A 26,955-nucleotide genomic window follows, 5' to 3' on the forward strand; every position below is an offset into this window, starting at 1 on the left:
AAAGTGCTCACGCCCGCTCAGGCTGCCCCGCCAGCAAGTGCTCCAGTCGGGTCAGTAACGCGGCCTGGCGCAGCAGTTCGTAGTGTCCACCCGCCAAAACTGCATGACTGGCCCCGGCACCGATTTGTGTCGCATGCTCGCGGCGCTCCTCGTCACGTCCCGCCACCCACCAGTGGTGCGCCTGAACCCGGGTTGCAGGCAACGCTGCCTGCGCCAGCGCCAATTGCTTGAGGCGCGCACCCACTGCAAAGATGTGGCTCAGCTCCGCCGCCCCGAGCAGCCCATGCTCACCCAGCCCGCTGCGCGGTTCGGCCATCGCGGCACCAATCACCCGCTCGGCACTTGGCCCTTGCTCCTCCAGCAACACGTTCGCCTCGGTCTCGGACACACCCAGCACAAAGCGCAAAAAGTCCTGCAAGTCTTCACGCCCGTCACTGGCCTCAGCCGTTCCCGCCACGTAGGTGTCGACCAAACCGGCAAACGCCACCTGCTGACCTTGCGCTTCAAGCGCTTGCGCCACCAGCAAGGCCAATGCCCCGCCCAACGACCAGCCAAGCAGGTGATACGGACCATTGGCCTGCTGCTGACGAATACGTTCGGCATAAGCGAGTGCCATGCTGTGTAACGATGCGTCCTGCCACTGGGGGTCGAGCAACATGCGGCACTGCACTCCATAGACGCTGCGGCGCCCGTCCAATTTACGGGCCAATGGCTCGTAGTCGAACACGGTGCCGAAACCTGCGTGCAAGCAGAACAGCGGCGGTACGTCCTTGACCCGGCTGTTGAGCGCCAGCAACGGGTCCGGCGCCTGATCCGCAACCACGGGTTCAAACCCGCTGAGTTCGGCAATACACGGTTTTTGCATCAAGTCGCGCAGTTTCAAACTCAAACCCAGCTCAGGCTGATTGCGCACCCGCGAAATCACTTTGAGCACTTGCAGCGAATCGCCACCCAGCTCGAAGAAGTTGTCGTCGATACCTACCGACTCCAGCCCCAGGACCTCTTGCCAGATCAACGCCAGCGCCTGTTCCAGCGCATTACGCGGCGCGCGGTAGGTGCCCTGGGTCAGTTGCGGTTCGGGCAATGCGCGCCGGTCCAGTTTGCCGTTGGCCGACAGCGGGAAACACGCCAACTGCACAATGTACGTCGGCACCATGTAATCCGGCAGTTGCGCTTGCAGTTGCTCCTTGAGTTCACGCTCCAGAGTGGCGCGGGCGCCAGCCACCACGTAGCCCACCAATTGTTTGCCACTCGCGCCTTCGATCACCTTGACGGCCGCGTCTTGCACACCGTCGCACTGACGCAGGCGCGCTTCGATTTCACCCAATTCAATACGGAACCCGCGAATTTTTACCTGCTGGTCCAGACGCCCCAGATAGTCGATCAGGCCGCACTCGCGCTGGCGTACCAAGTCGCCGGTGCGGTACATGCGCCCGCCTGTGGCCTCGAACGGGTCCGGCACAAAGCGTTCGGCGCTCAACCCCGGCTGACGGTGATAACCCCGCGCCAGACATTCGCCACCCAAGTACAGTTCACCGCTGACACCCACCGGCAACGGGTTCATGTCTGCGTCCAGCACATACACCCCGCGGCCGGCCACACTGCGCCCAATCGGCGCATACGCCGCCTCACAGCGCTCGCTCACCTCGGCCCGCCACAGCAGCGGCGTGACCACGGTTTCGGTCGGGCCATAGCCGTTGACCAGTCGTTGTGGACGCAGCGCCTGTTTGACCCGTTCAAAACTGGCGTGCGGCACCGCATCACCGCCAAAGCAGTAGGTGTGAACGGGCGGTGGATTGCCCTGCGTCAACGCCACATCGGCCAGCTGTTGCAGGTACGCCGGCGGGAAGCACGCCACGCTCACGTTGTAGGCATGCAGCACGGCTAAGGTCTGCTCCGCAGTCCACAGCTGATCGTCGCGAATCACCAGGCTGCCACCCGCCAGCAACACACTGAGCCAACGCTCTTGCGCACCGTCAAAGGAGAAGGACATAAAGTGCAATTCGCGGCTGCGGGGGGTCAGTTCATACAGGTCGATGATGCCCTGACAGTGCCGTGCGATGGGTTGCCGCGCCACGGCCACGCCCTTGGGCTGGCCAGTGGAGCCCGAGGTGTAAATCAGGTACGCCAGGTGCCCGCCCAACGATTCAACCGCGCGCGGCAACAACGGCTGATCACTCAGTTGATCAAGCAGCAACCGCGGGGTGGCAGCCGTGAACGCCACGCGTTCGTCCACATCGCTGTGGCACAGCAACAGGCTGGCGGCAGAGTCAGCCAGCATGAACGCCAGCCGCTCGGCCGGGTAGTCGAGGTCCAGCGGCAAATACGCAGCACCAGCCTTGAGCACCGCCACAAACGCCACAATCGTCTGTTCTGAACGCGGCAACGCCACGGCCACCAACGATTCCGGGCCAATGCCCCGCGCTTGCAGCTGTGCGGCCAAGGCGTCTGCCTGACGATCCAGTGCGGCATAGGTCAACTCACGACCGTCGCAGATCAAGGCCACCGCCTGAGGCTGACGCAGCACCTGAGCCATAAAGCCCTGCACCACGTCTTGCGTCGGCACCGGGGGCTGTGGCGTTTCAATCCGCGCCTGTGGCAGCCCAATGTTGCCGATCAGGCACTGCGCATCCAGCGGCAATTGCGCCAGCAAACCTTCGAACTGCGCGCGAATGTGTTCCACCTCAGGCGCGCTGAAGCGTTCGCGCAAGTACAGGTATTCCACCTCCAGGCCCTGATCGGTGGCGCTGACCATCAAGTCCATCGGGAAGTTGGTCACCCCGCCGCTGCCGACTTCGGCAAATTTCAGCTCGCCGTCGTGCTCACCGCGCAGGGCACGGTCCACCGGGTGGTTTTCAAACACGATAATGCTGTCGAACAGCCCTTGGCCGCCCTGCCCGGCCCAACGCTGAATATCCGCCAGAGGGGTGTGCTCAAAGTCACGGATCGACAGGTTGTAAGCCTGTAATTGACGCAACCAGTCACCCAGCGCTTGCTGCGGGTCAAGGGTCTGGATCACCGGCAACGTGTTGATGAACAGGCCCAGCATGTCTTGCGCACCCGCCAACCCGGTCGGGCGCCCCGCCACCGTGGCACCAAACGCCACGCTGCGTTGCCCGGTGTGGCGTTGCAACAACAGCAACCAGGCAGCTTGCACCACGGTGTTGAGCGTCACCCGCTGTTGGCTGGCAAAGGCATGCAAGCGGCGTGTCGCGTCGCTGTCCAGATAGGTGTAGAGCACGCCGTGCCCGCGGCCGTCGGTGTTGGCCGCATTCGCCAGAATGGTCGGCGCTTGCAATGCAGCAAGCTGCTCGCGCCAGAAGCCTTCGGCCACGCTGACGTCCTGCTGCGCCAGCCACTGGATGTAATCGGCATAACGCCCACTCAGCTGTGGCAGGCTCTGACGGGCGTACAGGCGCAGCATTTCGCCGAGCAAACGTGACGCGCTCCAGCCATCGAGCAACAAGTGATGGTAGGTCCAGATCATCTGGTGCCGGTGCTCGCCCAGGCGCACCAGCGTAAAGCGCATCAACGGTGGGCAGCTCAGATCAAACCCGCGCGCCTGATCCTGCGCCGCCAAGGCCTGCAAAGCCGCGTCTGGTTCGCCATGCTCACGCCAGCCCAGTTCGACAATGGGCACGCGCGCCTGCTGATACACCGCTTGCAGCGGGTCAGCCAGACCGTCGCGCCAAAGGAAAGCGGCGCGCAGCACCTCGTGACGCTCAAGCAGGGCCTCCCACGCCGCGCAAAAGCGTTCGACCTGCAACCCTTCGACCGCCACGCTGAGCTGGTTGACGTACAGGTTCAGCTCCGGCGATTCGATGCAGTGGAACAACATGCCCTGCTGCATCGGCGACAGCGGGTAAAGGTCGTCCAGTGAGTTGCGATCAACCTGCACGGCTGCGCTCACTTGAGCAAAGGGCACGCTGTGGAGTACCTGCGCGACCTGCGGTGCGGCATCCACCGCCAGCCGCGCCAACGCACGAATGGTTTGGGCCTCGAACAGTTGTTTGGGAGTGAACGCCAGACCTTGCGCGCCCGCCCGGCTCACGGCCTGCAAAGAGATGATCGAATCGCCGCCCAACTCGAAAAAGTTTTCGGTGACGCCAATCGCCTCCAGCCCCAGCAACTCTTGCCAGATGTCCGCCAGCAGTGACTCTGCCGGTGTGCCCGGCAGAACCCGATCCAGCGCCTCACGGCTGGCGTGGGGCGCAGGCAGCGCCTGACGGTCAAGCTTGCCGTTGGGGGTCAATGGCAGCGCCGCCAGACACATCATGTGCGCGGGCATCATGTGCGCCGGCAAACGGCTGCGCAGGTGCGCATTCAACGCCTCGCGCAACGCACCCTCATCGGCCAGCGGGTCGCGCGCCACCACATAACCGACCAATTGGCGGCTGACCGGGCCTTCACGGTCCACCACAAAGGCTTCGCGTACGCCCTCGTGTTCCAGCAGGCAGGCTTCGATTTCCCCCAGTTCAATGCGGAAACCGCGGATCTTCACTTGCTGGTCAATACGCCCCAGGTACTCGACCACGCCATCTTCGCGCAGTCGCGCCAGGTCGCCGCTGCGATACAGGCGTGCACCGGCCACGAACGGGTCAGGTACAAAGCGCTCGGCGGTCAGATCAGGACGCTGATGATAGCCGCGAGCAATGCCCTCGCCGCCCAGGTACAGCTCACCCGCCACACCTACCGGCAACGGTTGCAGATGACTGTCGAGCACATACGCACTGCGTTGCCCCACCGGGCGGCCGATCGGCAGGAATGCCGAATCAAATTGCGTGCCCGGATACGCGCACCAGATCAGCGGCGTGATGACGGTTTCGGTCGGGCCATAACCGTTGATGATGCGTGGCGGCTGCAACACCCGCTGCACTTCATCGAACGCGTGCTTGGGCATGCCCTCACCGCCCACGGTGTAGGAACGAATCGGCAACCGGCGCCCCGCTTCGCCGATGTAATCGGCCATTTGCAGCAGGTAGCTGGGGGTGAAACAGGCGATGGTAATGCCGTGGCGCTCGATCTCTTCGCAGGTGCGCTGAGCGCTCCAGACTTCATCGTCACGCGGCATCAGCGCCGAGCCGAACACCAGCGGCGTCAGCCAGCGCTCATGGGCACCGTCAAAACTGATAGAGGCAAATTGCAACTCGCGGTCCTGCGGGGTCATGCCGTACAGCTCGCCAATCGATTGGCAGTGCATGGCCAGCGGGCCGTGGGCCACACTGACGCCTTTGGGGCGACCGGTCGAACCCGAGGTGTAAATCAAGTAAGCGAGGTTGTGCGCGCAGGTCAGGTTAGGCAGGTTGGTGCCCGGCAAATGCGCGACGGTTTCGCGATCCAGTTCCAGGACCGGCAGGCCGTCGATCCGGGGCAACTGATTGCCCAGCCATGACTGGCTCAACAACAGGGCAATGCCGCTGTCCTGCATCAAATAACTCAAGCGCTCGGCCGGGTACGCCGGGTCGAGCGGCACATAGGCACCCCCCGCCTTGAGGATCGCCAGCAAGCCAATGATCATCTGTGGCGAACGCTCCACTGCCAGACCCACCCGCACTTCAGGGCCAACCCCCAACTCGCGCAAGCGATGGGCCAAGCGATTGGCGCGCTGATTGAGGTCGGCATAGCTGAAGGTGGTGTCGGCAAAGATCAGCGCGGGCGCCTCGGGACGCATCGCCGCCTGCGTTTCAATCAACTGATGCACGCAATGCTCGGTCAGCGGCTGCGGCGCCGGGTTCCAGTCATGCAGCAGCTGTTGGCGCTCGGCGGCACTCAGTAACGGCAGGTCACCGAGACGGGCTTGCGGCGCCGCTACCATAGCCTCCAGCAGACACGCCAGATGCTGGCTCATGCGCGCCACGGCTGTGGGGCTGAAGTGGCTGAGCAAATAGCTCCAGGTCAGGCTCAATTGCCCTTCGCTGACCGCCGCCAGTGTCAGCGGGTAGTTGGTGCGTTCATGGTTGTCGGGCAACGAGAAGCTCAGGCCATCCGGCGCGCCCTGTTGCAGGGCCTGGGCAATGGGGAAGTTTTCGAACACCAGCAGGCTGTCAAACAACGGTTCGCCTGCGCGACCGGCCCAGCGCTGTACGTCGCTCAATGCGGTGAATTCATGCTCGCGCAACTCAAGGTTGTGCGCCTGCAAACGCCCTAACCACTGCGCCACGCTTTCAGCGGCCTGTGGCTGGCTGATCACCGCCAAGGTATTGATAAACAGACCCAACTGCTGCTCGGCACCCGGCAAGTCCACCGGTCGCCCCGCCACCGTGGCGCCAAACGCCACCGTCTGTTGACCGCTGTAGCGCTGCAACAATACCGCCCACGCGCCTTGCACCAAGGTGTTGAGGGTGATGCTGTGCTGACGGGCAAACGCGGCAAAGGCCGCACTGCTCGGCGCGTCGAACACCTGCCGATGGTCGGCGTATGCATCGGCGGGAGCCGTGGTGGAGTGCGCCACGCTCTGGGCGAGCAGGGTCGGACTTTGCAAAGCGAGCAGTTGCTCGCGCCAAAAGGCTTCGTCCGCCACCGCGTCCTGCCCCTGCAACCAGCCAATGTAATCGGCAAAACGGCCTTGATGGTTCGCCACCTCGACCCCGGCATAACGCTGCAACACCTCGCCCAGCAGCAGGGCATTGCTCCAGCCATCGAGCAACACGTGGTGATGGGTGTAAATCAGTTGCTGACGCTGCTCGTCGAGGCGCACCAACGCCAGACGCAACAACGGCGGCTGGGCCGGATCGAACTGCAAGCGTTCGCTGCGGGCCAGCAATTGCAGCTCCGCGTCCTGATCGTCACGGCCGCGCCAGTCGAGCACGGTGAGCGGCAGCTCCAGTGTGCGTTGCACCACTTGCACCGGTTCTGCGGCGCCCTGCGGCCAGTGGAACCCGCTGCGCAAAATCGGGTGCGCATCCAGTGTCGCTTGCCACGCCTGCCCCAATCGCGCCGCGTCCAGCCCTTTGGCTTCGACGCTGAGCTGGTTGACGTAAGCCCCGGCCTGCGGTTCGTAGAGGCTGTGAAACAACAACCCGCTCTGCATTGGCGACAACGGGTACAGGTCTTCGATCTGCCGCGCAGCCACCGGCAGTTCATCCAGTTGGCTTTGGCTCAGTGGCGCCAGCGGGAAGTCTGCCGGGGTCACACCGCCGTGTTGCGGGTTGACGCAGTGCGCCACCAGCGCCCGCAGGTTGGTTTCGATGGCCGCCGCCAATGCTTGAATATCAGCCTTGTCGAAGCACTCCTGACTGAAGCTCAGGTCCAGTTTCAGTTCACCGCCAAACACCTGACCGTCCACTGACAACCAGTTGGCCAGCGGCGAGTCCAGGCTCTGCGCCGCACCGCTGCTGTGGCGGGCGGGCACAAATAACGCATCGTCACTGAAGCTCTGGTCGAACTGGCCCAGATAGTTGAACGTGACCCTGGCGGTCGGCAACGCCGCAAGGCGGGCTTGCACCTCGGTCGGGCCGTGGTAGCGCAACACACCAAAGCCCAGCCCTTTGCCGGGGATGTCACGCAGTTGCTGCTTGATGGCCTTGATCGAGGTCGCCAGATCGGCGGCCGGGGTCAACTTGACCGGGAACAGGCTGGTGAACCAGCCCACCGTGCGGGTCAGGTCAAGCGTGTCGAACAGGTCTTCTCGGCCGTGGCCTTCGAGTTGAATCAACGCTGTCGAATCACCGGTCCAGTCGCACAACGCGCGGGCCAATGCGGTCAGCAACAGGTCATTGACTTGAGTGCGATACGCCGCGGGCGCCTGTTGCAACAGTTGACGGGTGTGTTCGCGGTTCAACCCCAGGCTGACCACCTGACGATGACGCAGGGCCTGGCTGCCCCCGGGGCGGGCCTTGGGCAACTGCGCGCTGACACCCTGCAACTGGGCCTGCCACCACGCCGATTCAGACAGCAGAGCGTCGCTGTTGGCGTAGGCACTGAGGCGGCTGGCCCAGTCTTGCAGGGCACTGGTTTTTTCCGCCAGCGCCTGCCCGGCGTACGCCGCTTGCAGGTCTTCAAGCAAGACACGCCACGACACGCCATCGACCACCAAGTGATGAATCACCAACAGCAAGCGTTGGCCTGCGTCCTCGTGGTCGATCAACACCGCGCGCAGCAGCGGGCCGTCATGCAGCGACAAGCTGCGCTGGGCTTCGTCACACAAGGCTTGCAGTGCCTCATCGCTTTGCACCTGTGCGGTCCACAGCAAATCGGTGGCGGCCGCGCTGTCGAGCGGCACATAACGCGCCGTCCATTGCCCCTCGATTTCACGAAACTGCAAGCGCAGCGCATCGTGTTGGGCCAGCACCTGCTGCACAGCGGTTTGCAGGCGTAACAAGTCCAGCGGTTCGCGCACATCAAGCAACACCGACTGGTTCCAGTGCTGCGGCTGCACCCGCTGGTGTTCAAAGAACCAGTGCTGCACCGGGGTCAGGGCTTGCACGCCGAGCACCGGGCCTTGGGCAATGTGCGGCGCGGCCTGCTGGCTCACCACAGCAGCCAGCGCGTGCAAGGTCGGCTGTTGAAACAGATCCCGTGGTTTCAACCCCAAACCTGCACGGCGGGCGCGGCTGACCACTTGAATCGAGATGATCGAATCACCGCCCAGCTCAAAGAAATTGTCGTGTCGACCGATCTGCTCGACGCCCAGCACTTCTTGCCAGATCGCCGCCAATTGGCGTTCGTGCTCGCTGCGGGGTGCTTCAAACACGCGCTGGCTGACACTGACGTGCGGCGCTGGCAGCAACTTGCGTTCCAGTTTGCCGTTAGGGCTGAGCGGCATGCGCTCGATCAGCATCAGGTGCGTGGGCACCATGTAGTCCGGCAGGTTCTGCAACAGGTGCGCCTTGAGCGCTTCGCGCCACGGCGCTTGCGCCTCTGGGCGACTGAGCACCGCGGCATCGTCGGGCACCAGATACGCCACCAACTGGTTATCCAGCGCCAGTACCACGGCGTCCTGCACCTGCGGGTGTTCTTGCAGGCGCGCTTCGATTTCGCCCAGCTCGATGCGCAACCCGCGAATTTTCACCTGATGGTCGATGCGCCCGCAGTATTCAATGGCGCCATCGGCGCGGTAGCGGGCCAGATCGCCGGTGCGATATAGGCGCTCACCGGTGCCAAACGGGTCGACCACAAAGCGCTCGGCGGTCAACCCCGGACGTGCGTGATAACCCCGGGCCAAACCGCTGCCCGCCAGGTACAACTCGCCAATCGCGCCGTTCGGCAACGCCAGCAGTTCAGGGCTGAGGATGTACGTACGCAGGTTGGCAATCGGGCGCCCGATGGGCACGCTGTCGCGGCCCTCTTCTACGCACGTCCAGTGGGTGACGTCGATGGCCGCTTCGGTCGGGCCGTACAGGTTGTATAACGACGCTTGCGGCAAGCTGCGCAACGTCTGGCGCTGCAACTCGACCGCCAGCGCCTCGCCACTGCACACGATGCGTTGTAACGAGGTGCACTGCGCGGCTTCCTCGGCGCCGATAAAGGCCTGAAGCATCGAGGGCACGAAGTGCAGCGTGGTGATCGCCTGCTCGACGATCAACGCCGCCAGCTGTTGCGGGTCGCGGTGCGCACCCGGTGCCGCCACCACCAGGGTGGCGCCGTGCATCAGCGGCCAGAAAAACTCCCACACCGACACGTCAAAACTGAAAGGGGTTTTTTGCAGCACCCGATCGGTCGCGCTCAGCCCATAGGCCTGTTGCATCCACGCCAGACGGTTGTACAACGCGCCATGACTGTTGCCCGCACCTTTAGGACGGCCCGTGGAACCCGAGGTGTAAATCACGTATGCCAGGTTCTGCGCGCTGGCCAGGTTAGGCACATCCTCGTTGGCATACTCGGCCAGCCAGTCGGCGCTGGCTTGCAGGCAGAGCACGGGCAAGCCTTCAGGCAACGGCAAGTCAGCCTGCACATGAGCCTGGGTCAGCAACAGGCTGATACCGCTGTCTTCAAACAGGTAGGCCAGACGCTCGGCCGGGTATTCGGGGTCCAACGGCACATAAGCGCCACCGGCCTTGAGAATCGCCAACAGCCCGATGACCAATTCCAGCGAGCGTTCGCACGCCACGCCCACGCGAACTTCCGGGCCGACACCCTGTTCGCGCAAGCAGCGGGCCAGACGGTTGGCCCGCTGATTCAACTCGGCATAACTCAGGCGTTGCCCGGCAAACACCAGCGCGCAGGCCTGGGGCGTTGTCGCCGCTTGCGCCTCGATGTGCAGGTGCACGCATTCCGGGCCCGGATAGGGATGTGCGGTGGCATTGAGCTGGTAAAGCGTGGCTTGAACCTCGGAGGCCGACAGCATCGGCAATGCGCCAATTGCGCAGTCCGGGTCGGCCACAATGGCCGCCAGCAGGTTGCGCCAATGCGCCGCCATCTGCTCGATGCGCGCGGCGTCAAACAGGTCGGTGGCGTAGGTCAGGCTGGCCATCAGGCGCTCGCCTTCCTCATGGGTGTCCAGTTGCAGGTCAAACTGGGTGGTGCGCCCTTGCCACTGCACACTGTCGATCTGCAAACCGGCCAACATTGCACTCAGCGCGCCGGGACGGCTTTGCTGGTGATTGAACATGACCTGGAACAACGGGCTGTGACTCAGGCTGCGCTCGCCTTGCAGCGCCTGTACCAGCCGCTCGAAGGGCAGGTCCTGATAGCCTTGCGCGTCCAGCGCACGGTCGCGGGTTTGTTCCAGCAGGCGGGTAAACGGCAGGTGCCCGTCAAGCTCGGCGCGCAGCACTTGCGTGTTCACGAAAAAGCCGATCAGGCCACGGCTCTCAGCCCGATTGCGGTTGGCTACAGGGACGCCGATACGCAGATCCTGCTGACCGCTGTAGCGGTGCAACAAGGTCTGAAAACTGGCCAGCAACAGCATGAACGGAGTCACGCCGCGCTGTCGGGCCAGCGCCATCAGGTTTTTGGCCAGTACCGGCTCAAGGGTGAAGTCCAGCCGCGCACCCTGCTGCGTGGGTTGCGCAGGGCGCGGGCGATCACCCGGCAGTTCCAGCACCGGCTGCTCGTCACCCAGTTGCCCGCGCCACCAGTCCAGTTGGCGCTCCAGCTCACCGGCTTCCATCCAGCGCCGCTGCCACCGTGCGTAGTCGGCGTATTGAATGGGCAGCTCGGGCAGCGTCAGGGTTTTACCGTGCACATGGGCCGCATACAGCTGCGAGAATTCGTCGACCAACACCCCCATCGACCAACCATCGGCCACGATGTGGTGCAGGGTCAGCACCAGCACGTGGTCGTCGGTGTCCAGTTGCAGCAGGCTGACCCGCAGCAGCGGGCCGCTTTGCAGGTCGAACGGCTGGGCGATGTCGTGTTCAAGCAAAGCCAATGCACGCGGCATGCGCTCGGCCGTGGCCAGATCACGCAGGTCATGGCGCGTCAACTGCATGCCTGTAGGCGCGGGCGGGCTACTGCATTGAACCTGGCCATCGTGCTCGACAAAAACGCTGCGCAAACTGTGATGGCGCCTGAGCAACGCGTCGAAGCTGTGTTGCAAGGCGTCGACATTCAAACCGCCCCGCAGGCGCAGGGCCGCCGGTATGTGGTACGCGGCGCCTTCAGGGTCTAACTGCCAAAGGAACCATTGGCGTTGCTGCGCATACGACAGTTCGCACAGACCATCGGCAGGGGCCGTGGCCGGGATCGGCAACTGGCCGAAGCTGACGCCCTGCGCCTGCATTTTTTGCAGGAACTCACGGCGCTGTTCAGGCGCCAGGCTGGCAAAACGGTTGGCAATGCGCCACGCGGTCGAGTTTTCCATCAGTTGATCTCCATCTCGTCGAGCAGCGATTCGAGCGCGCTCAGACGACCATCGTTATCCGCAGGCGTTTGTGCCTGTGCCAGCGCGGCATAGGCTTGCAGGTCGGCGGCCTCGAACAGCGCGCGCAGCGCCAGCTCGATGCCCAATTCAAGTTCAACCCGGGCGCTGGCCTGGGCCGCGAGCAACGAGTGCCCGCCCAATTCAAAGAAGTTGTCGTGGCGCCCGACGCGCTCCACGTTCAGCACACTGGCCCAGATTGCCGCGAGCTGTTGCTCCAGTTCGCCGACCGGCGCGTTGTAGGGACGCTGCCAGTCTTCGACGTCGGGCGGTGGCAAGGCCTTGCGATCGAGCTTGCCGTTGCCGGTCAATGGCAGGGCGTCAAGCAGCAGCCAATGGGTTGGCACCATGTAGTCCGGCAAGTCGACCTTGAGCGCTTCACGCAAATGTTCACGCCACGCCAGTGGGTCGGAGGGCGCTTGATCGGCCACCACATAGGCACACAACTGTGGCCCGTGAGGGCCTGAATGCACGGTCAGTACCGCTTGCGCCACGCCAATCTGCTGTTTGAGGCAGGCTTCGATCTCACCCAGCTCGATACGGAAACCGCGGATTTTCACCTGCTGGTCGATACGGCCCAGATAGTCGATATTGCCGTCCGCCCGCTGGCGTGCCAGGTCGCCGCTGCGATACAGGCGTTCGCCCGGCGCAAACGGGCTAGGTACAAAACGCTCCGCTGTCAGCCCCGTGCGGCCGTGATAACCCCGCGCCAACCCCGCCCCGGCGATATACAGCTCGCCCGCGCAGCCCGCTGCAACCGGCTGCAACTGGCTGTCGAGCAAATACCAGCTCAGGTCGCTGAGCGGGCGGCCAATCGGGCTTTGCACCTTGGCGTCCAGGTCCGCCGGGCTCAGCGCACGGAACGTCACGTGAACCGTGGTTTCGGTGATGCCGTACATGTTCACCAGCGTGGTGCTTTGATCACCGAAGCGCTCGTACCACGGGCACAGGCTCGACACGTCCAGCGCCTCACCACCGAAGATCACCCACCGCAGTGCCAGTGGTTGTGTGCTCTGGCAGGCAATGGGCAGTAATTGACGGAACGCCGTCGGCGTCTGGTTGAGCACCGTGACGCCTTCGTCACACAACAATTGATGGAACGCCTGCGGCTCGCGGCTGATGAAATACGGCACGATCACCAGGCGCCCGCCAGTGCACAGGGCACCAAACAGTTCCCAGACCGAGAAGTCGAACGCGTAGGAATGGAACAGCGTCCACACGTCCTGCGCGCCGAAGCCAAACACCGGCTGCGTGGCACTCAGCAAGCGGGTGACGTTGGCATGGCTGAGCAGCGCGCCCTTGGGTCGCCCGGTGGAGCCGGAGGTGTAGATCACGTACGCCAGAGTGTCCGGCAGGGTCTGGTTGGCCAGGTTGTCAGCACTGAACGCGTCCAGCGCCAGATGCTCCAGGCACAGCGTCTGCACCCCAACGCGGGGCGGCAGGTGCTCCAGCAGGTGCTCCTGGGTCAGCAGCAAGGCAATGCCGCTGTCTTCGATCATGAAGCTCAAGCGTTCGGCCGGGTATTGCGGGTCCAGCGGCACATAGGCACCCCCGGCCTTGAGAATCGCCAACACGCCGACCACCAGCGGTATCGCCCGCTCGGTGGCAATGCCCACGCGCACTTCCGGGCCAACGCCCAGCTCGCGCAGTTTGCGCGCCAGCCGATTGGACCGGGCGTTAAGGTCGGCATAGCTGAGCCCCTCGTCACCCCACCGCAGCGCCACGGCGTGCGGCTGCGCGGCGGCTTGCGCTTCGAACAGCTGGTGCAAGGCCGCAGCCACCGGCTGGCGCTGAACGTTCGGGTTCCATTGCTCAATCAGCGCTTGCTGTTCGCACGGCTCCAGCAGCTCAAGTGCGGCAATCCGCTGTTGCGGCTCACGCACCACGGCGCGCAGCAGGTTGAGCCAGTGCCCGCCCAGCTGCGTCATGGTGGCGGCGTCATACACGTCGCTGGCGTAGGTCAGGCTGGCGTGTAACTGCTCGCCCTGCTCTTCGGTGTCCAGCGCCAGATCGAACTGGGCCGTGTGTGACTGCCAGTCCATGCGCTCAACCGTCAGCCCCGACAGGCTGCGCTCGACACTTTCGCCGAGCTGCCGCTGATGGTTGAACAGCACTTGAAACAACGGGCTGTGGCTCAGGCTGCGTTCCGGTTGCAGCGCTTCGACCAGTTGCTCGAACGGCAGCTCCTGATGCGCTTGTGCCCACAGGGCGGCTTTTTTGACCTGTTGCAGCAGGCTGGCGAAGGTCTGCTGGCCGTCGATCTCGGCGCGCAGCACCTGGGTGTTGATAAAGAAGCCGATCAAGCCTTCGGTTTCGAGACGGCTACGCCCCGCGTTTGGCACCCCGACGTTGATCGTCGACTGGCCGCTGTAGCGATGCAGCACGGTCTGGTAACTGGCCAGCAGCAGCATGAACAGGGTCACGCTCTGTTGCTGGGCCAACTGGCGCAGACCGGCGGCCAATTCAGGTTCAATCAACAGTTCAAGGCGCGCGCCGCGTTCGCTGCGAATAGCCGGACGGGTCAATTCGCTGGGCAGCTCAAGCGGCGCAGGGTGCGTGCCCAGGTGGGCTTTCCAGGCGCTCAGTTGGCGCTCGCCCTCACCCGCCTGCAACCAGTCGCGTTGCCAGGCGGCGTAATCGCCATAGTTAATGTTCAACGTTGGCAGCTGCGGGGCTTGACCCTGAACATGGGCCAGGTACAAGGCGCTGAACTCATCCACCATGACCTGCATCGACCAGCCATCGGCGGCGATGTGGTGCACGGTCAGCACCAGCACATGCTCCTCGGCTGCGACGTTGAGCAATAGCACCCGCAGCAACGGACCATTGCGCAGGTCGAACGGTTGACGCATTTCGTGGGCCACCAGCGCTTCAATTTCAGCGGCGCCAGGTGCTGACAATGCCAGCTCGCGCACTGCCAGTGGCAGGCTGGCGTGCAGCACGCCGCGCGCCTGTTCACCGTCCTGGGTGAACGTGGTGCGCAAGGTGGCGTGACGCGCTTGCAGGTCGCTGAAGCTGCGCAGCAGGGCTTCGCGGTTCAACACACCCTTGAGGCGCAAGGCTGCCGGGATGTTGTAGGCGGCGCTGTCAGGGTCCAGCTGCCAGAGAATCCACTGCCGTTGCTGGGCAAACGACAACACGCCCGCCTGCCCTGCTGGCAGTGCACGCAGCAGCGGTTGGCTGACGCTCTGCGGTTGCGCCGCGCAGCGGGCAGCGAAGTCACTGAGTACGCTGCATTCAAACAAACTGCTGAGGGGCAGTTCGATGTTCAATTGCTGACGCACGCGCGACACCACCTGCGCCACCAGCAGCGAATGCCCGCCCAGTTCAAAGAAGTTATCGTCCCGGCCCACGGCGTCCAGTTTGAGCACGTCTTGCCAGATCGAGGCCATGTGCGTCTCGATCCCGGCCTGGGGTGCCACCACTTCACGCTGCCAGTCGGCGGCTTGCGCCTGCGGCAGTGCCTTGCGGTCGACCTTGCCATTGGCATTGAGCGGCAACTGATCGAGGCGCAGCCACTGCAACGGCACCATGTATTCCGGCAGTTGCGCCTTGAGTCCGGCTTTGAGGTGTTCACGCAGGGTGTTCCAGTGCGGCGCGTCATCGTCGGCCACGACAAAGGCCACCAATGCCTTGCCGATCGGGCCTTCCTGCACCACCACGGCGGCTTCGCGCACGCCATTGAGGTCACGCAGGCGCGATTCGATTTCACCCAGTTCAATGCGGAAACCGCGCACTTTGACTTGCTGGTCGATGCGGCCCACGTACTCTAACTGGCCATCCGCACGGCGCCGCGCCACGTCACCGGTGCGGTACAGACGCTCACCCGGCTGCTGCGCGTAAGGGTTAGGCAAAAACACACTGGCGCTGCGCAACGGGTCGCCAAAATAGCCGCGCCCCACGCCCGTGCCCGCGACGTACAACTCACCCACCACCCCGGTCGGTACCGGTTGCAAACCGCCGTCGAGCACGTACAAACGGTTGTTGTCAGTGGCCAGGCCAATCGGCAGGTAGGCACCCTCGGCTGACGCTGCGTCCACCCGGAACAGCGCCACGTCATCCGAGCATTCAGCCGGGCCGTAGGCGTTGACCAGCCCGATGCGCGGGTAACGTTGCAACCAGCGGCGCGCCAGTTCAGGCGGCATGGCTTCGCCGGTCGGCAGCATCCAGCGCAACTGCTCCAGGCTGCCTTGTGGTTCGTCGAGCAGGCTGTGGATCAGCGACGGTACGCTTTCCAGCACGCTGATACCCCGCGCCGCCACGTGCGCCAGCAGCGCGGCCGGGTCGTGGGCGATGGCGTTGGGCACGATGTCGACCTGCGCACCCAACAGCGGCGCGGCGAGAAATTGCCAGACTGAAATATCGAAACTCTGGGACGCGGTCTGTGCAATCACGTCGGCGCTGCCCAGATCCAGATACGGTTTTTTGCTCAACTGGTTATTCAGCATGCCCGCCTGCTCCACCATCACCCCTTTGGGCGTGCCGGTGGAACCCGAGGTGAAGATCACGTAAGCAAGGTTGTTGGGCGCGGTGTAGATGCCCGGCTGTGCGCTGGACAAACGCGCGCCTTGCACCTCTTCCCATACCAGTAATTGCGGGCGTTGCGCCGGGGTTAACTGCGCCAATATCTGATGCGCCTGTTCGCGGCAGGCGGCACTGGCCACCAGCAGCGGTACTTGCCCCAAGTGCAGCAAGTCGAGCAAGCGCCGCGCAGGCAGTTGCGGGTCGAGCGGCAAGTAAGCGGCGCCTGCCTTGAAGCTGCCAAGCATCATGCCCAGCAGCTCAAGGCTGCGCTCTGCCAGCAGCGCCACCGGCTGATCAACGCGCACACCGGCCCCAATCAGGGCATGACCGAGGCGGTTGGCGCGGGTGTCCAGATCGCGATAGGTCCAGCGCTGATCCAGGCAGGTCGCAACCACCTGTTGCGGGTGCGCCGCACATTGCGCTTCAAACAGGCGCACATAGCCGTGCGCCAACGGGTAATCCCGCGCGGTTTGATTGCCGGCCTGTAACACGTGCTCGCGTTCACCGGCGTCCACCACCGGCAAATCGGCAAACAGCCCATCGGCATGTTCGCCAATGGCCAGCAGCAACCGCTTGAAGTCAGCCAGCAAGCGCTCGGCGGTGGCGTCGTCGAAGAAGCGCTTGTCGTATGACAGGTGCAGGCCCAACGCATCGCCGGGGTACACCACCACGGTCATCGGGTAGTTGGTGTGGGTACGGGCGCTGTCGGACTTGGCGCTGATTTGCTCCGCGCCGCTGACCACGGCACTCTCGACCGGGGCATTTTCATAGACAAACAGGCTGTCGAAAATCGACTGGCCTTTGTCCAGCGCGCTGCACGCCTGAATCTGCAACAACGGCAAATGTTCATGCTCACGCAACGCCAGGTTGTGCTCGAACAAGCCTTGCAGCCACTCACGCACGCTGACCTGCTGGCCCGCACGCGGCAGACGCATGCGCAGCGGGATGCTGTTGATGAACAGGCCCACGGTGTCCTGCATTTCGGGGCGGTTGATCGGTCGCCCCGCCACGGTCACGCCGAACAGCACTTCATCCAGCCCGCTGTAGCGCTGCAACACCAGTGCCCAGGCAGCTTGGGTCAAGGTGTTGACGGTCAATTGATAACGTTGCGCCAGCTCACGCAAGGCACGCCCTTGACAGGCCTCGAGGTCGGCATACACGTCGCCGATCTGCGAGAAGCCGCCCTGACGGCGCAAAGCCCGATCGAACGGCAGCGGTGTGGGTTGTTCGAACCCGGCCAATTCCTGCGTCCATGCTTCAAGGGCTTCGCGCTCGCCCTGCTCTTGCAGCCATTGAATAAAATCGCGGTATCGCGCCGCAGGCGGCAGGCTGCGCTGGCCGCTGTAAAGCGCGAAGAAATCTTGCAGCAGCAGCGAACGGCACCAGGCGTCAATCAGGATGTGGTGGTTGCTGAGGATGAACCAGTAATGACCGGCGCTGCGGCGAATCAGACGCAGGTTGAAGGGCGGCGTGTTGAGCAGGTCGAATCCATCGGCGCGGTCCTGGGCCAACACCGCTTGCAGCGCGCTTTCGTGCTCGGATTCGGGGCGCCCGGTCCAGTCGTGGACTTGAACCTTGGGCGCGGCATCGCGGTGAATGATTTGCAGCATCTGCCCGTCATCGTCCAGGCTGAAGGAGGCGCGCAAGGCATCGTGACGCTGGGCCACGGCGTGCCAGGCCGCCGTAAAGCGCGGCAGGTCGATTTCACTGTCAATGATGTAGCGGTCTTGCATGAAGTAGATGCCCGAACCCGGCTCAAGCAAGGTGTGCACCAGCAAACCCTGTTGCATCGGCGACAACGGGTAGATGTCTTCAATGGCGCTGGCAGGCACTTTGAGGCTGTCCAGCTGCTGCTGGGTGAGACGCGCCAGCGGGAAGTCGGAGGGGGTCATGCCGCCCGTTTCGTGGGTCACGCAATGCTCGATCAGCGCACACAGCTCCTGCTGGTAGTCCTCAACCAGTGCTTCAAGGGTGTGCGCGTCGAACATCTCGCGGCTGTAGGTCCATTGCAGGTTCAACTCGCCGCCGTACACCTGCCCCTCGATGCTCAGCCAGTTGGCCAACGGTGCGTCTTGGTCTTGAGCCTGGCCCGCGCTTTCGGCAGCAGGGACAAACAGGGCCTGGTCATCAAACTGGCGGTCGAACTGCCCCAAGTAGTTGAACGTGATACGCGGGGTAGGCAGCGCCGCCAGTTGCGCCCCCGGCTCCTCGCCTGCCAGATAACGCAACAGGCCGTAACCGACGCCTTTGTCCGGCACGCTGCGCAGTTGCTCCTTGATGGCTTTGATCGACTCGCCCAGCCCGGCCGCGGGGGTGAGTTGCACCGGGAACAGGCTGGTGAACCAGCCCACCGTGCGCGACAGGTCCACGTCAGCAAACAGCTCTTCGCGGCCATGACCTTCGAGCTGAATCAGGCTGCTGGCGTGACCGCTCCAGCGGCAGATCACCCGTGCCAATGCCGTCAGTAACAGGTCGTTGACCTGAGTGCGGTACGTGGCCGGGGCCACTTGCAGCAATTGACGGGTGCGTTCAGCGTCCAGGGTCAGCTCGACCTTTTGTGCGTGTCGCGTGTGCAGCCCCGCCTCGAGGTGATCGCGGGGCAGTTCGTGGGGCGCAGCCGCCAACTGGGCTTGCCACCACGCCAGCTCCGGTAGTCGCGCATGCGCCTCCTCGGCAAGCCGCGCGGTCCAGGCCTGATAGGCGCTGGTCTTGGGCTGCGGCGCGTGGGACGGCTGGGCATAAAACTGCTGCAAGTCTTCAAGCAATACACGCCATGAAACACCGTCTACCGCCAAGTGGTGGATCACCAGCAGCAGGCGCTGCGTGTGGTCGGGCATGTCAACCAGCAGCGCACGCAACAATGGTCCCTGTTGCAGATCGAGGCTGCGCTGGGCGTGCTCGCACAAGGCGTTGAGTTCATCGGTGCCAGCCGCCGCTTTGTGCCACAGCAGGCTGTCGGCTGACAGGTCGGCATAGGCTTGCTGCCAACGGCCATCGTGCTGCTTGAAACGCAGGCGCAGAGCATCGTGATGGCTCAACAGTTGGCGCAACGCCTGTTCCAGCGGCGCCGCGTCTAGCGGTTGGCGCGGCTGCAACAGCAACGCCTGGTTCCAGTGATGAGGGGCGGGCATCGGCTGCTCGAAAAACCATTGCTGCACCGGCGCCAACGCCACGGCACCGTGGGCGATGCCTTGGTCAATGGTGGTGTGCGTGCTCAGTTCGGCGACCCGCGCCAGGCTGCGAATGGTCTGGTGCTGGAACAGGTCACGCGGACTGAAGGCGATACCGGCCTGACGCGCGCGGCTGACCACTTGAATCGAGATGATCGAATCGCCGCCAAGTGCGAAAAAGTTGTCGTCAACGCCAAGGGGCGAGACACCCAGCACCGTCTGCCAAATGTCGGCCAGCCGCTGCTCCAGTTCAGTGGCGGGCGCGGTGTAATCCTGCTGCGCAGACGATAGGTCGGGGCGCGGCAGAGCGCGGCGTTCCAGTTTGCCATTGGGCGAGAGTGGCAGGTGCTCCAGGCTGATCCAGTGGCCGGGCACCATGTATTCGGGCAATCCGCGCAGCAGATGCGCCGCCAGCGCGGCCTGCCAGTCCCCTGCCGTGGCCGGGTCTTGGAGCACCACGTAAGCCACCAACTGCTTGCCATCGAGCACCAGCGCCACGGCTTCGCGCACCGCCGCGTGCTCAGCCAGACGCGCTTCGATTTCGCCCATTTCGATCCGCAGGCCGCGCAGCTTGACCTGATGGTCGAGGCGGCCCAGGTACTCAATCACCCCGTCCACCCGCTGGCGCACAAGGTCGCCGGTGCGGTACAGGCGTTCGCCCTGATTGAACGGGCATGGCACAAAACGCTCAGCGGTCAGGCCCGGGCGGAGATGGTAATTGCGTGCCAGACCGGCACCGCCCAAGTACAGCTCACCCGCCACCCCCAGTGCCACGGGGGACAGGTCGGCATCCAGCACCAGCGTGCGCAGGTTGGCGATGGGCAGGCCAATCGGCACACTGGTGGCGCCTTCATCGACACAGGTCCAGTGGGTCACGTCGATGGCGGCTTCGGTCGGGCCGTACAGGTTGTACAGCTCGGCGCCTGGCAGCTTGGCGAACACCTGTTGTTGCGCGTCGACCGCCAGCGCCTCACCGCTGCACACGATGCGGCGCAGGCTGGTGCAATGCTCAACCCCGGTCTCGTGGATAAACGCTTGCAGCATCGAGGGCACGAAATGCACGGTGCTGACCTGATGCTGGCGCAGGGTCTCAATCAGGCGCAGCGGCTCGCGATGCTCACCCGGTTGCGCCACTACCAGCCGCGCGCCGGTGAGCAGCGGCCAAAAGAATTCCCACACCGACACATCAAAACTGAACGGGGTTTTTTGCAGCACCGTGTCGTGCTCGTTCAAACCGTAGGCTTGTTGCATCCAGCACAGGCGGTTAACCAGTGCAGCATGCGTGTTGCCCGCGCCCTTGGGGCGACCGGTAGAACCTGAGGTGTAAATCACGTAGGCCAGGTGCCGGGCATCCTGCGCCAGGTTCAGGTTGCTGTCGTCATCGTCTTGCAGCGTCTCGCCAGCCTGATCGAGGGCGATGACCTGAATACCCGCCACCGGCAAGCGGGTCAGCAGCGCTTGCTGCGTCAGCAACAACCCGATGCCGCTGTCCTCAATCATGTAAGTCAGGCGCTCCTGCGGGTACTCCGGGTCCAACGGCACATACGCACCGCCGGCCTTGAGGATGGCCAGCAGGCCGACCACCATCTCGACCGAACGCTCAAGTGCAATGCCGACCAGCACATCCGGCCCCACCCCCTGTTCGCGCAAGCGGCGCGCCAACTGGTTGGCCCGCGCATTGAGTTGCGCATAGGTGAGGGACTGATTGCCAAACACCAGGGCGGTGGCCTGCGGTGTGCGCAGCACTTGCGCTTCAATCAGCGTGTGCAGGCACACATGGACGGGGTACACGGCGCCCGTGTTGTTCCAGTCGCGTACCTGGGTGTGCAGCTCGCTGGCATCCAGCATCGCCAGCTCGCCAATCCGACAGTCGGCGTTGTCGACCAGGGCCCGCAGCAGATTGCCCCAGTGCCGCGCCATACGGCTGACGGTCGAGGCGTCGAACAGATCGTTGGCATAGGTCAGCGCAGCATTGAGGCGCCCGCCTTTTTCCCAGGTATCGAGGCTCAGGTCGAACTGCGTGGTGCGCCCTTCCCACTCGATCAAGCCCAGCGCCAACCCCGAGGCCGTGCTGACTGTTTCTATGTCGGCCACCTGCGGCTGGTGGTTGTACATCACTTGAAACAGCGGGTTATGGCTCAGGTTGCGCTCCAGCTTGAAGGCTTCAACCAACTGCTCGAACGGCAACTCCTGGTGCGCCTGTGCGCCGAGCGCGGTTTCCTTCACGGCGGCCAGCAAATCAGTCACGCGGGTTTGCGCATTCAGCTCGCTGCGCAGCACCTGCGTGTTCACAAAAAAGCCGATCAGCCCTTCGACTTCGCGGCGGTTGCGGTTGGCAATGGGCACGCCAACCCGCACGTCGGTCTGGCCGCTGTAGCGATGCAGCAAGATGTTGAACGCCGCCAGCAGCAACATGAACAAGGTGACATTGTGCCGTTGTGCCAGTGCACGCAGTTGCTCGACCAGCGCCGGATCGACCGCAAACTCATGGCGCGTGCCGCGATAGCTGGGCATGGCCGGGCGCGGGTAATCGGTGGGCAATGCAATGACCGGGTGCTCGTCCCCGAGCTTGGCCTGCCAGTATTCGAGCTGGCGCGCCTGCTCCCCGGCTTCCAGCCAGCGGCGCTGCCACAATGCATAGTCACTGTATTGAATGGGCAGGTCGGCGAGCTGAGGCTGCTGGCCGCGCTCGAAGGCGTCGTAGCCCTGAATGAACTCGTCAATCAGCACGTTCATGGACCAGCCATCAGACACGATGTGATGCAGGGTCAGCAGCAGGACGTGCTCGTCATCGGCCAGCTTGATCAGCTTGATGCGCAACAGCGGGCCACGGGCCAGATCGAAGGGCAACAGTGATTGACGCTGCGCTTCGCTGGCGATCGCCTGTTCACGCTCAAGGGCGGGCAACAAGGTGAAATCCATGTGTTCTACCACCAGCGGCTGGCTCAGGGCCGCCTGCTCAAGGCTGTCATCTGCCTTTTGGTGAAACACCGTGCGCAGGGTTTGGTGACGCTGCACCACATGGGCGAAGGCCTGCTCCAGGGCCACGATATTCAGGGCACCGGTGAGGCGCACAGCACCCGGCAGGTTATAGGCACCGCTGTGCGGATCAAGCTGCCACAAAAACCACATGCGCCGCTGCGCATAAGACAGTGCATGGCGGTCATCCTGCGCCACGTCTGCCGGAATCGGGAACTGCGAAAAGTCGATCCCTTCTGCGCGCAAGCCGTCGAGAAATAACCGGCGCTTTTCCAGCGGTAACTCGATGAACCGGCGGGCAAGTTTGAGGGACTTCTCAGCATTCATCTGGCTTCTTCCGTACGTATTGGCTATCGAGCGTTGGCTCGGCTATCACTACGGAACGGATGAACAGCGCGGAAAATTAACGCGCTGAGCCCGTGCACCAGCGGTCTTAAATTGAAGCGCCCCGGCAACGTTATAGAGAACGACTCCTGTTTAACATGGTGCTGTTTATGTCTGTCGCCGCCACGCTGGTGCAAACCCTGCGCAAACGCCTGAGCAAACCCAGCGGTTATGAACTGTTCGATATCCAGCTCAAGCAACGCATTGCCTTGAGCCCCTCACTGCTGCGCTGTGTGTTCAGCGGCAAAGACGTAGCGCTGATGCGCACGCTTGCGCCAGACCAGCGGGTCAAACTGTTCTTTCCGGCTGCCGATGGCAGCGCGCCCGATCTGCCCAAAACCGGCGACTGGCAGGCCGCGCGTCGCGCCATGAGCGCCAACCAAACACCGCCCATGCGCACTTACACCCTGCGCTACCTGCGCCCCGAAGCAAACGAGCTGGACATCGACTTTGTGCTGCACGGCGAAACAGGGCCTGCCTCGCGTTGGGCCGCACACAGTGTGCCGGGCGACGGGCTACAAATCGTCGCGCCCAATGCCGCGTACCGCAGCGACCCCGGCGGCTACGAATGGCAACCGCCTGAAGGCGTGCGTCAGGTGCTGCTGATTGGCGACGAAACCGCCTTGCCTGCCATCGCCGGTATTCTCGAACAACTCACCGAGCACCCGGATGCACCGCACGTACAGGCCTTTATTGAAGTGCCTGAAGAGTCAGATTGCCTGGCGCTGCTGTGCGGTTTGAACGCCAAGGTGCACTGGTTGCCCCGTGCCAGCCTGGGCAAGCAACATGGCGAAGGCATGACCCTGGCCGCCCGCGAACTGGCGCGTTTGCCGCCGGTGCGCGGCAATTTGGACAGCACATCGCCCATTGAAGAACTGGACCTGAACACACAACGCCCGTGGGAACGGGCCAGTGCCAAACGGGGCGATTTTTATGCGTGGGTCGCGGGGGAATCGGCTGCGGTCATGGCCATTCGCAGGTTCTTGATCAACGAACAAGGGCTACAGCGCCAGCAACTGACGCTCATGGGCTATTGGAAATTGGGGCGGTCGCTGGAGTAAGGCGAACCGTTGCGTGCATGTGATTGTTCAAACCACTTTGCCAGGGTTCAAAACAGCCTTGTTATGCGGCGCAGGCAAAGGGCACTTACCCTGCGCGGCCTGCTGTTTCAACGATTTAAAGACAGCCTGCACCTCAGGTTGATTCAACGCGCCAGGGTCATACACCGACGTATTTGATCGAACAAAGACCAGTTCATTGCACGGCATGAAGTAAATGATGATCGACTTGTCTGCCACTTTCTCAGCACTGGCCAGAAGGGTTTCTTTTATTTTTATTGTATTTCTATAGTTGACCCCATTAGGCGCTTGATACACCGGCCCTACTTTGTGAAAGCTCATGGCTTTGCCCGAATTGCGCGGATCAGCCGCAAACAATTGCGCCGGATTAATCGTCCCCGCGACGGGTTCAACACCGCTCTTGGGGTCGGGTGCTGCTACAGCTTTTGCAATAAGGGCTCTCTCTAATCTGAAGGGCGCATTTTCAATAAAATCCGTATTGCCGGTCGGCGCCGAATAAGGAGGCCAAGCCATGTAATCGAAGTCGCTGGCACCGGTTAAATTTATGCTGTAAAGCGGTGCCGAATAGCCCACCGGAGGGGGCATGTACACCACCACCGGCTTACTTTTTTGATAGGCATCGTAAGGGTATAAAACAATATCTACTCCCAGATCCACTGGCATGGAGACTATTGCCATCAGTGGCACTAAACCCAAGGAAACCACCCAAAATAAAGGCTCGCTAACTATTTTTATATCTTCGTTAACACCATCAAACGTGCCTGTTCGATGACCTAATATCGTCCCACACCCTGACAGCAGCGTAAGACACACACCCAAGACAACTGCCGGTAATATTTTTGTGCGTGCGGCGTCCATTGCGACCTCTTAGTCCATTTTTTCAGGCGGCACTTGTAACCCATCACGCGCCATAAAGCTATTAACGTGGCTCACGGCAAGCTTCATCTCAGGTCTTGGAATATGCCCCTGAAGCCTGCCCATTTAACGCCACGCAGCGAGGTAAAACAGCCCTGTTTGAACCTGGACTAAAACCCGTTCATATAAGCGCGATAGATCAGCATCGCACCGCTGGCCAATATGATCACATTCACTGCCCGTATGAAGGTTTCACGCGACACTCTGAGCGTAATGTGGTTGCCCGCCCAAAGCCCCACGATCAAGGCCGGTAATAAATAGAGCGCCATCACCCACAATGAAAGGTCGGTATAGGTGCCCGCCAGCGTTAACATCGTCAGCCGTACCAAGGTACTGATCCCGATCAAGGTACTTTGTGTGGCACCGGCTTTTTCTTTGGTCTGGAGACGGCCATTTAAATAAATGGCGTACAAAAATCCGCCACTGCCAAACAACGCGCCCACTAATCCGCCACTGCCCCCCAAGGGCATTGCCCATGCAGTCGCTAATACCGTCTTTGGTCGCGGCGTGAATAACGCATAGACGGCATACAACGTGACAAAACAGCCCATCATCAACAGCAGTGCATCCGCCTGAGTGCTCAGCAGTATTACGATGCCCGCCACACTGCCGAGCGCCATAAAGGGCACTAACCTGAACAACTCTGCATGCACCACATTTTTATATGAGCGCGCCAATCGGCCAAAAGCCGCCACACAGTCCAATAACACCAACAAGGGAATGACTTGCGACAGTGGCATGTAATGAAGCAGCACAGGTCCGGCCACCAGCGCCGTTCCAAACCCCGCAATACCAAAAATGACATACGCCACACTGACCGTCGCAAAGATGATTAAAAACTGTGCCTGCGCATACGGGGCATGAAGAATAAAATCGAGCATTGCCAGAACTTCCCAGGTATTTGAGACAGCCTACCCAACCCTGAAAAGCTCGACTAATATCAAAAAAACAAGCCACCTATCTCATTTCGGCATAGCGCTTATGATTTCGATGAAACAGTTACGCTATTTTGTAGCCATCGCAGAAAACGGCAGTTTCATGGCAGCGGCACAAACGCTGTTTATTGCTCAATCGGCACTCAGCCGGCAAATCCAGGCATTAGAAAAACACTTGGGCATTCTGTTATTTGAGCGCACCGCGCGCCAACCGGAGCTGACCCACGCCGGTTTAGCCTTCTTACCCAGAGCCAAAGCTATTTTGATTGACGTTGAAAGTGCCAGCCGCCTGGCCACCTCAACGGGTCTGGGGCAAAGCGGCACAATCCGCTTGGGCCACGCCAGCACCGTGCCACTGATCGGCAGGTTAAAAGAGGTGATGGGGCTGTACCTGGAAGCATCCCCTGATGTCTGCATTGAAGTGTCAGAAGAATCCTCAGAAACACAACTATTGAACCTGGTGGAGGGCCGTACCGATGTGGGCTTGCTCCGACTCCCGGTGCTGCATCAATTGAATGACATCAAGCTTGTCCCGCTCTTTACCGAGAAGGTGGTGGTGGCCGTGAGCCCCAGTCACCCGTTGGCCTCGCGGCAGCGCATGACACTGGTCGAATTGCAGGACGAACACTTTGTAACGATCACCCACGCCAAACGTGGCGGGCTGAGTTCCCTTTCTTACGATCTGTGCGCGCGCGCCGGGTTTTCGCCAAAATCAGCGCAGGTTTATTCACTCAAAAGTACGCAGTCGATGCTGATTCAGGCCGGATTCGGGATCGCATTGTTGCCTGCCTCCACAGTGCGGGCGTGTTCATTGCACGGGATTGAGTTGGCTGATGACGGCTGTGAGAGCACTGTCGCGCTGGCGTATCGCGAACGCGGCCCATCTTTGGTGACGGCCTTCGTCAAACACTTCCAGCATGTCTGTGCTGAACATCAAGTGCGCGTCCACGGCTAATTTTCCATTCCCTCACTCGTTATCAGTGATGGCCCCTTCATTCTCTGGCCAGCAAAGGCCGCCGGGCGCTGATGTTTCTGCGCCCCAGACGCCCGTAGAAACAATTCTTTACATCTCAAGGTTAGGGTTTTGCCTTTCTCATCCGTCCTACATGGATAAGCAATCGCTTCTCAATGGCGATTAACACCCGCTCAACCGCGAGTTTGCCGTTTCC

6 protein-coding genes are annotated in these 26,955 nt (G+C 62.3%); 2 read left to right on the forward strand and 4 right to left on the reverse strand.

The window, feature by feature from the left end; all coding sequences use genetic code 11:
* Positions 1-7: 7 nt before the first annotated feature.
* Both ACP7A4_RS13985 and ACP7A4_RS13990 read right to left on the reverse strand, forming a co-directional pair.
* Positions 8-11,743, reverse strand: coding sequence for an amino acid adenylation domain-containing protein (locus ACP7A4_RS13985; RefSeq protein ID WP_426247444.1), 11,736 nt, complete (start codon positions 11,741-11,743; stop codon positions 8-10).
* The gene (locus tag ACP7A4_RS13990) at positions 11,743-22,800 is read right to left on the reverse strand and encodes a non-ribosomal peptide synthase/polyketide synthase (RefSeq protein ID WP_426247447.1); all 11,058 of its coding nucleotides are present in this window, start codon (positions 22,798-22,800) and stop codon (positions 11,743-11,745) included. The genes ACP7A4_RS13985 and ACP7A4_RS13990 overlap by 1 nt, the downstream gene beginning before the upstream one ends.
* A gap of 167 nt (positions 22,801-22,967) precedes the next feature.
* On the opposite strand from ACP7A4_RS13990, the gene ACP7A4_RS13995 reads away from it, so the two are divergent.
* Positions 22,968-23,918, forward strand: a complete 951-nt coding sequence (locus tag ACP7A4_RS13995; RefSeq protein ID WP_426247449.1) for a siderophore-interacting protein — start codon at positions 22,968-22,970, stop codon at positions 23,916-23,918.
* A gap of 27 nt (positions 23,919-23,945) precedes the next feature.
* Here the strand turns inward: ACP7A4_RS13995 and ACP7A4_RS14000 are convergent, their stop codons facing one another.
* Both ACP7A4_RS14000 and ACP7A4_RS14005 read right to left on the reverse strand, forming a co-directional pair.
* A complete protein-coding gene (locus ACP7A4_RS14000) occupies positions 23,946-24,794 on the reverse strand; it encodes a hypothetical protein (RefSeq protein WP_426247451.1) in 849 nt (282 codons plus the stop codon).
* 167 nt (positions 24,795-24,961) lie between these two features.
* The gene (locus tag ACP7A4_RS14005) at positions 24,962-25,738 is read right to left on the reverse strand and encodes a sulfite exporter TauE/SafE family protein (RefSeq protein ID WP_426247538.1); all 777 of its coding nucleotides are present in this window, start codon (positions 25,736-25,738) and stop codon (positions 24,962-24,964) included.
* Positions 25,739-25,832: 94 nt separating this feature from the next.
* Here ACP7A4_RS14005 and ACP7A4_RS14010 point away from each other — a divergent pair, with 94 nt between their 5' ends.
* Positions 25,833-26,741, forward strand: coding sequence for a LysR family transcriptional regulator (locus tag ACP7A4_RS14010; RefSeq protein WP_059762922.1), 909 nt, complete (start codon positions 25,833-25,835; stop codon positions 26,739-26,741).
* Positions 26,742-26,955: the final 214 nt, after the last annotated feature.

Origin of the sequence: Pseudomonas sp. TWR3-1-1 (genome assembly GCF_049896545.1) — a bacterium.
Classification (GTDB): Bacteria; Pseudomonadota; Gammaproteobacteria; order Pseudomonadales; family Pseudomonadaceae; genus Aquipseudomonas; species Aquipseudomonas weihenstephanensis.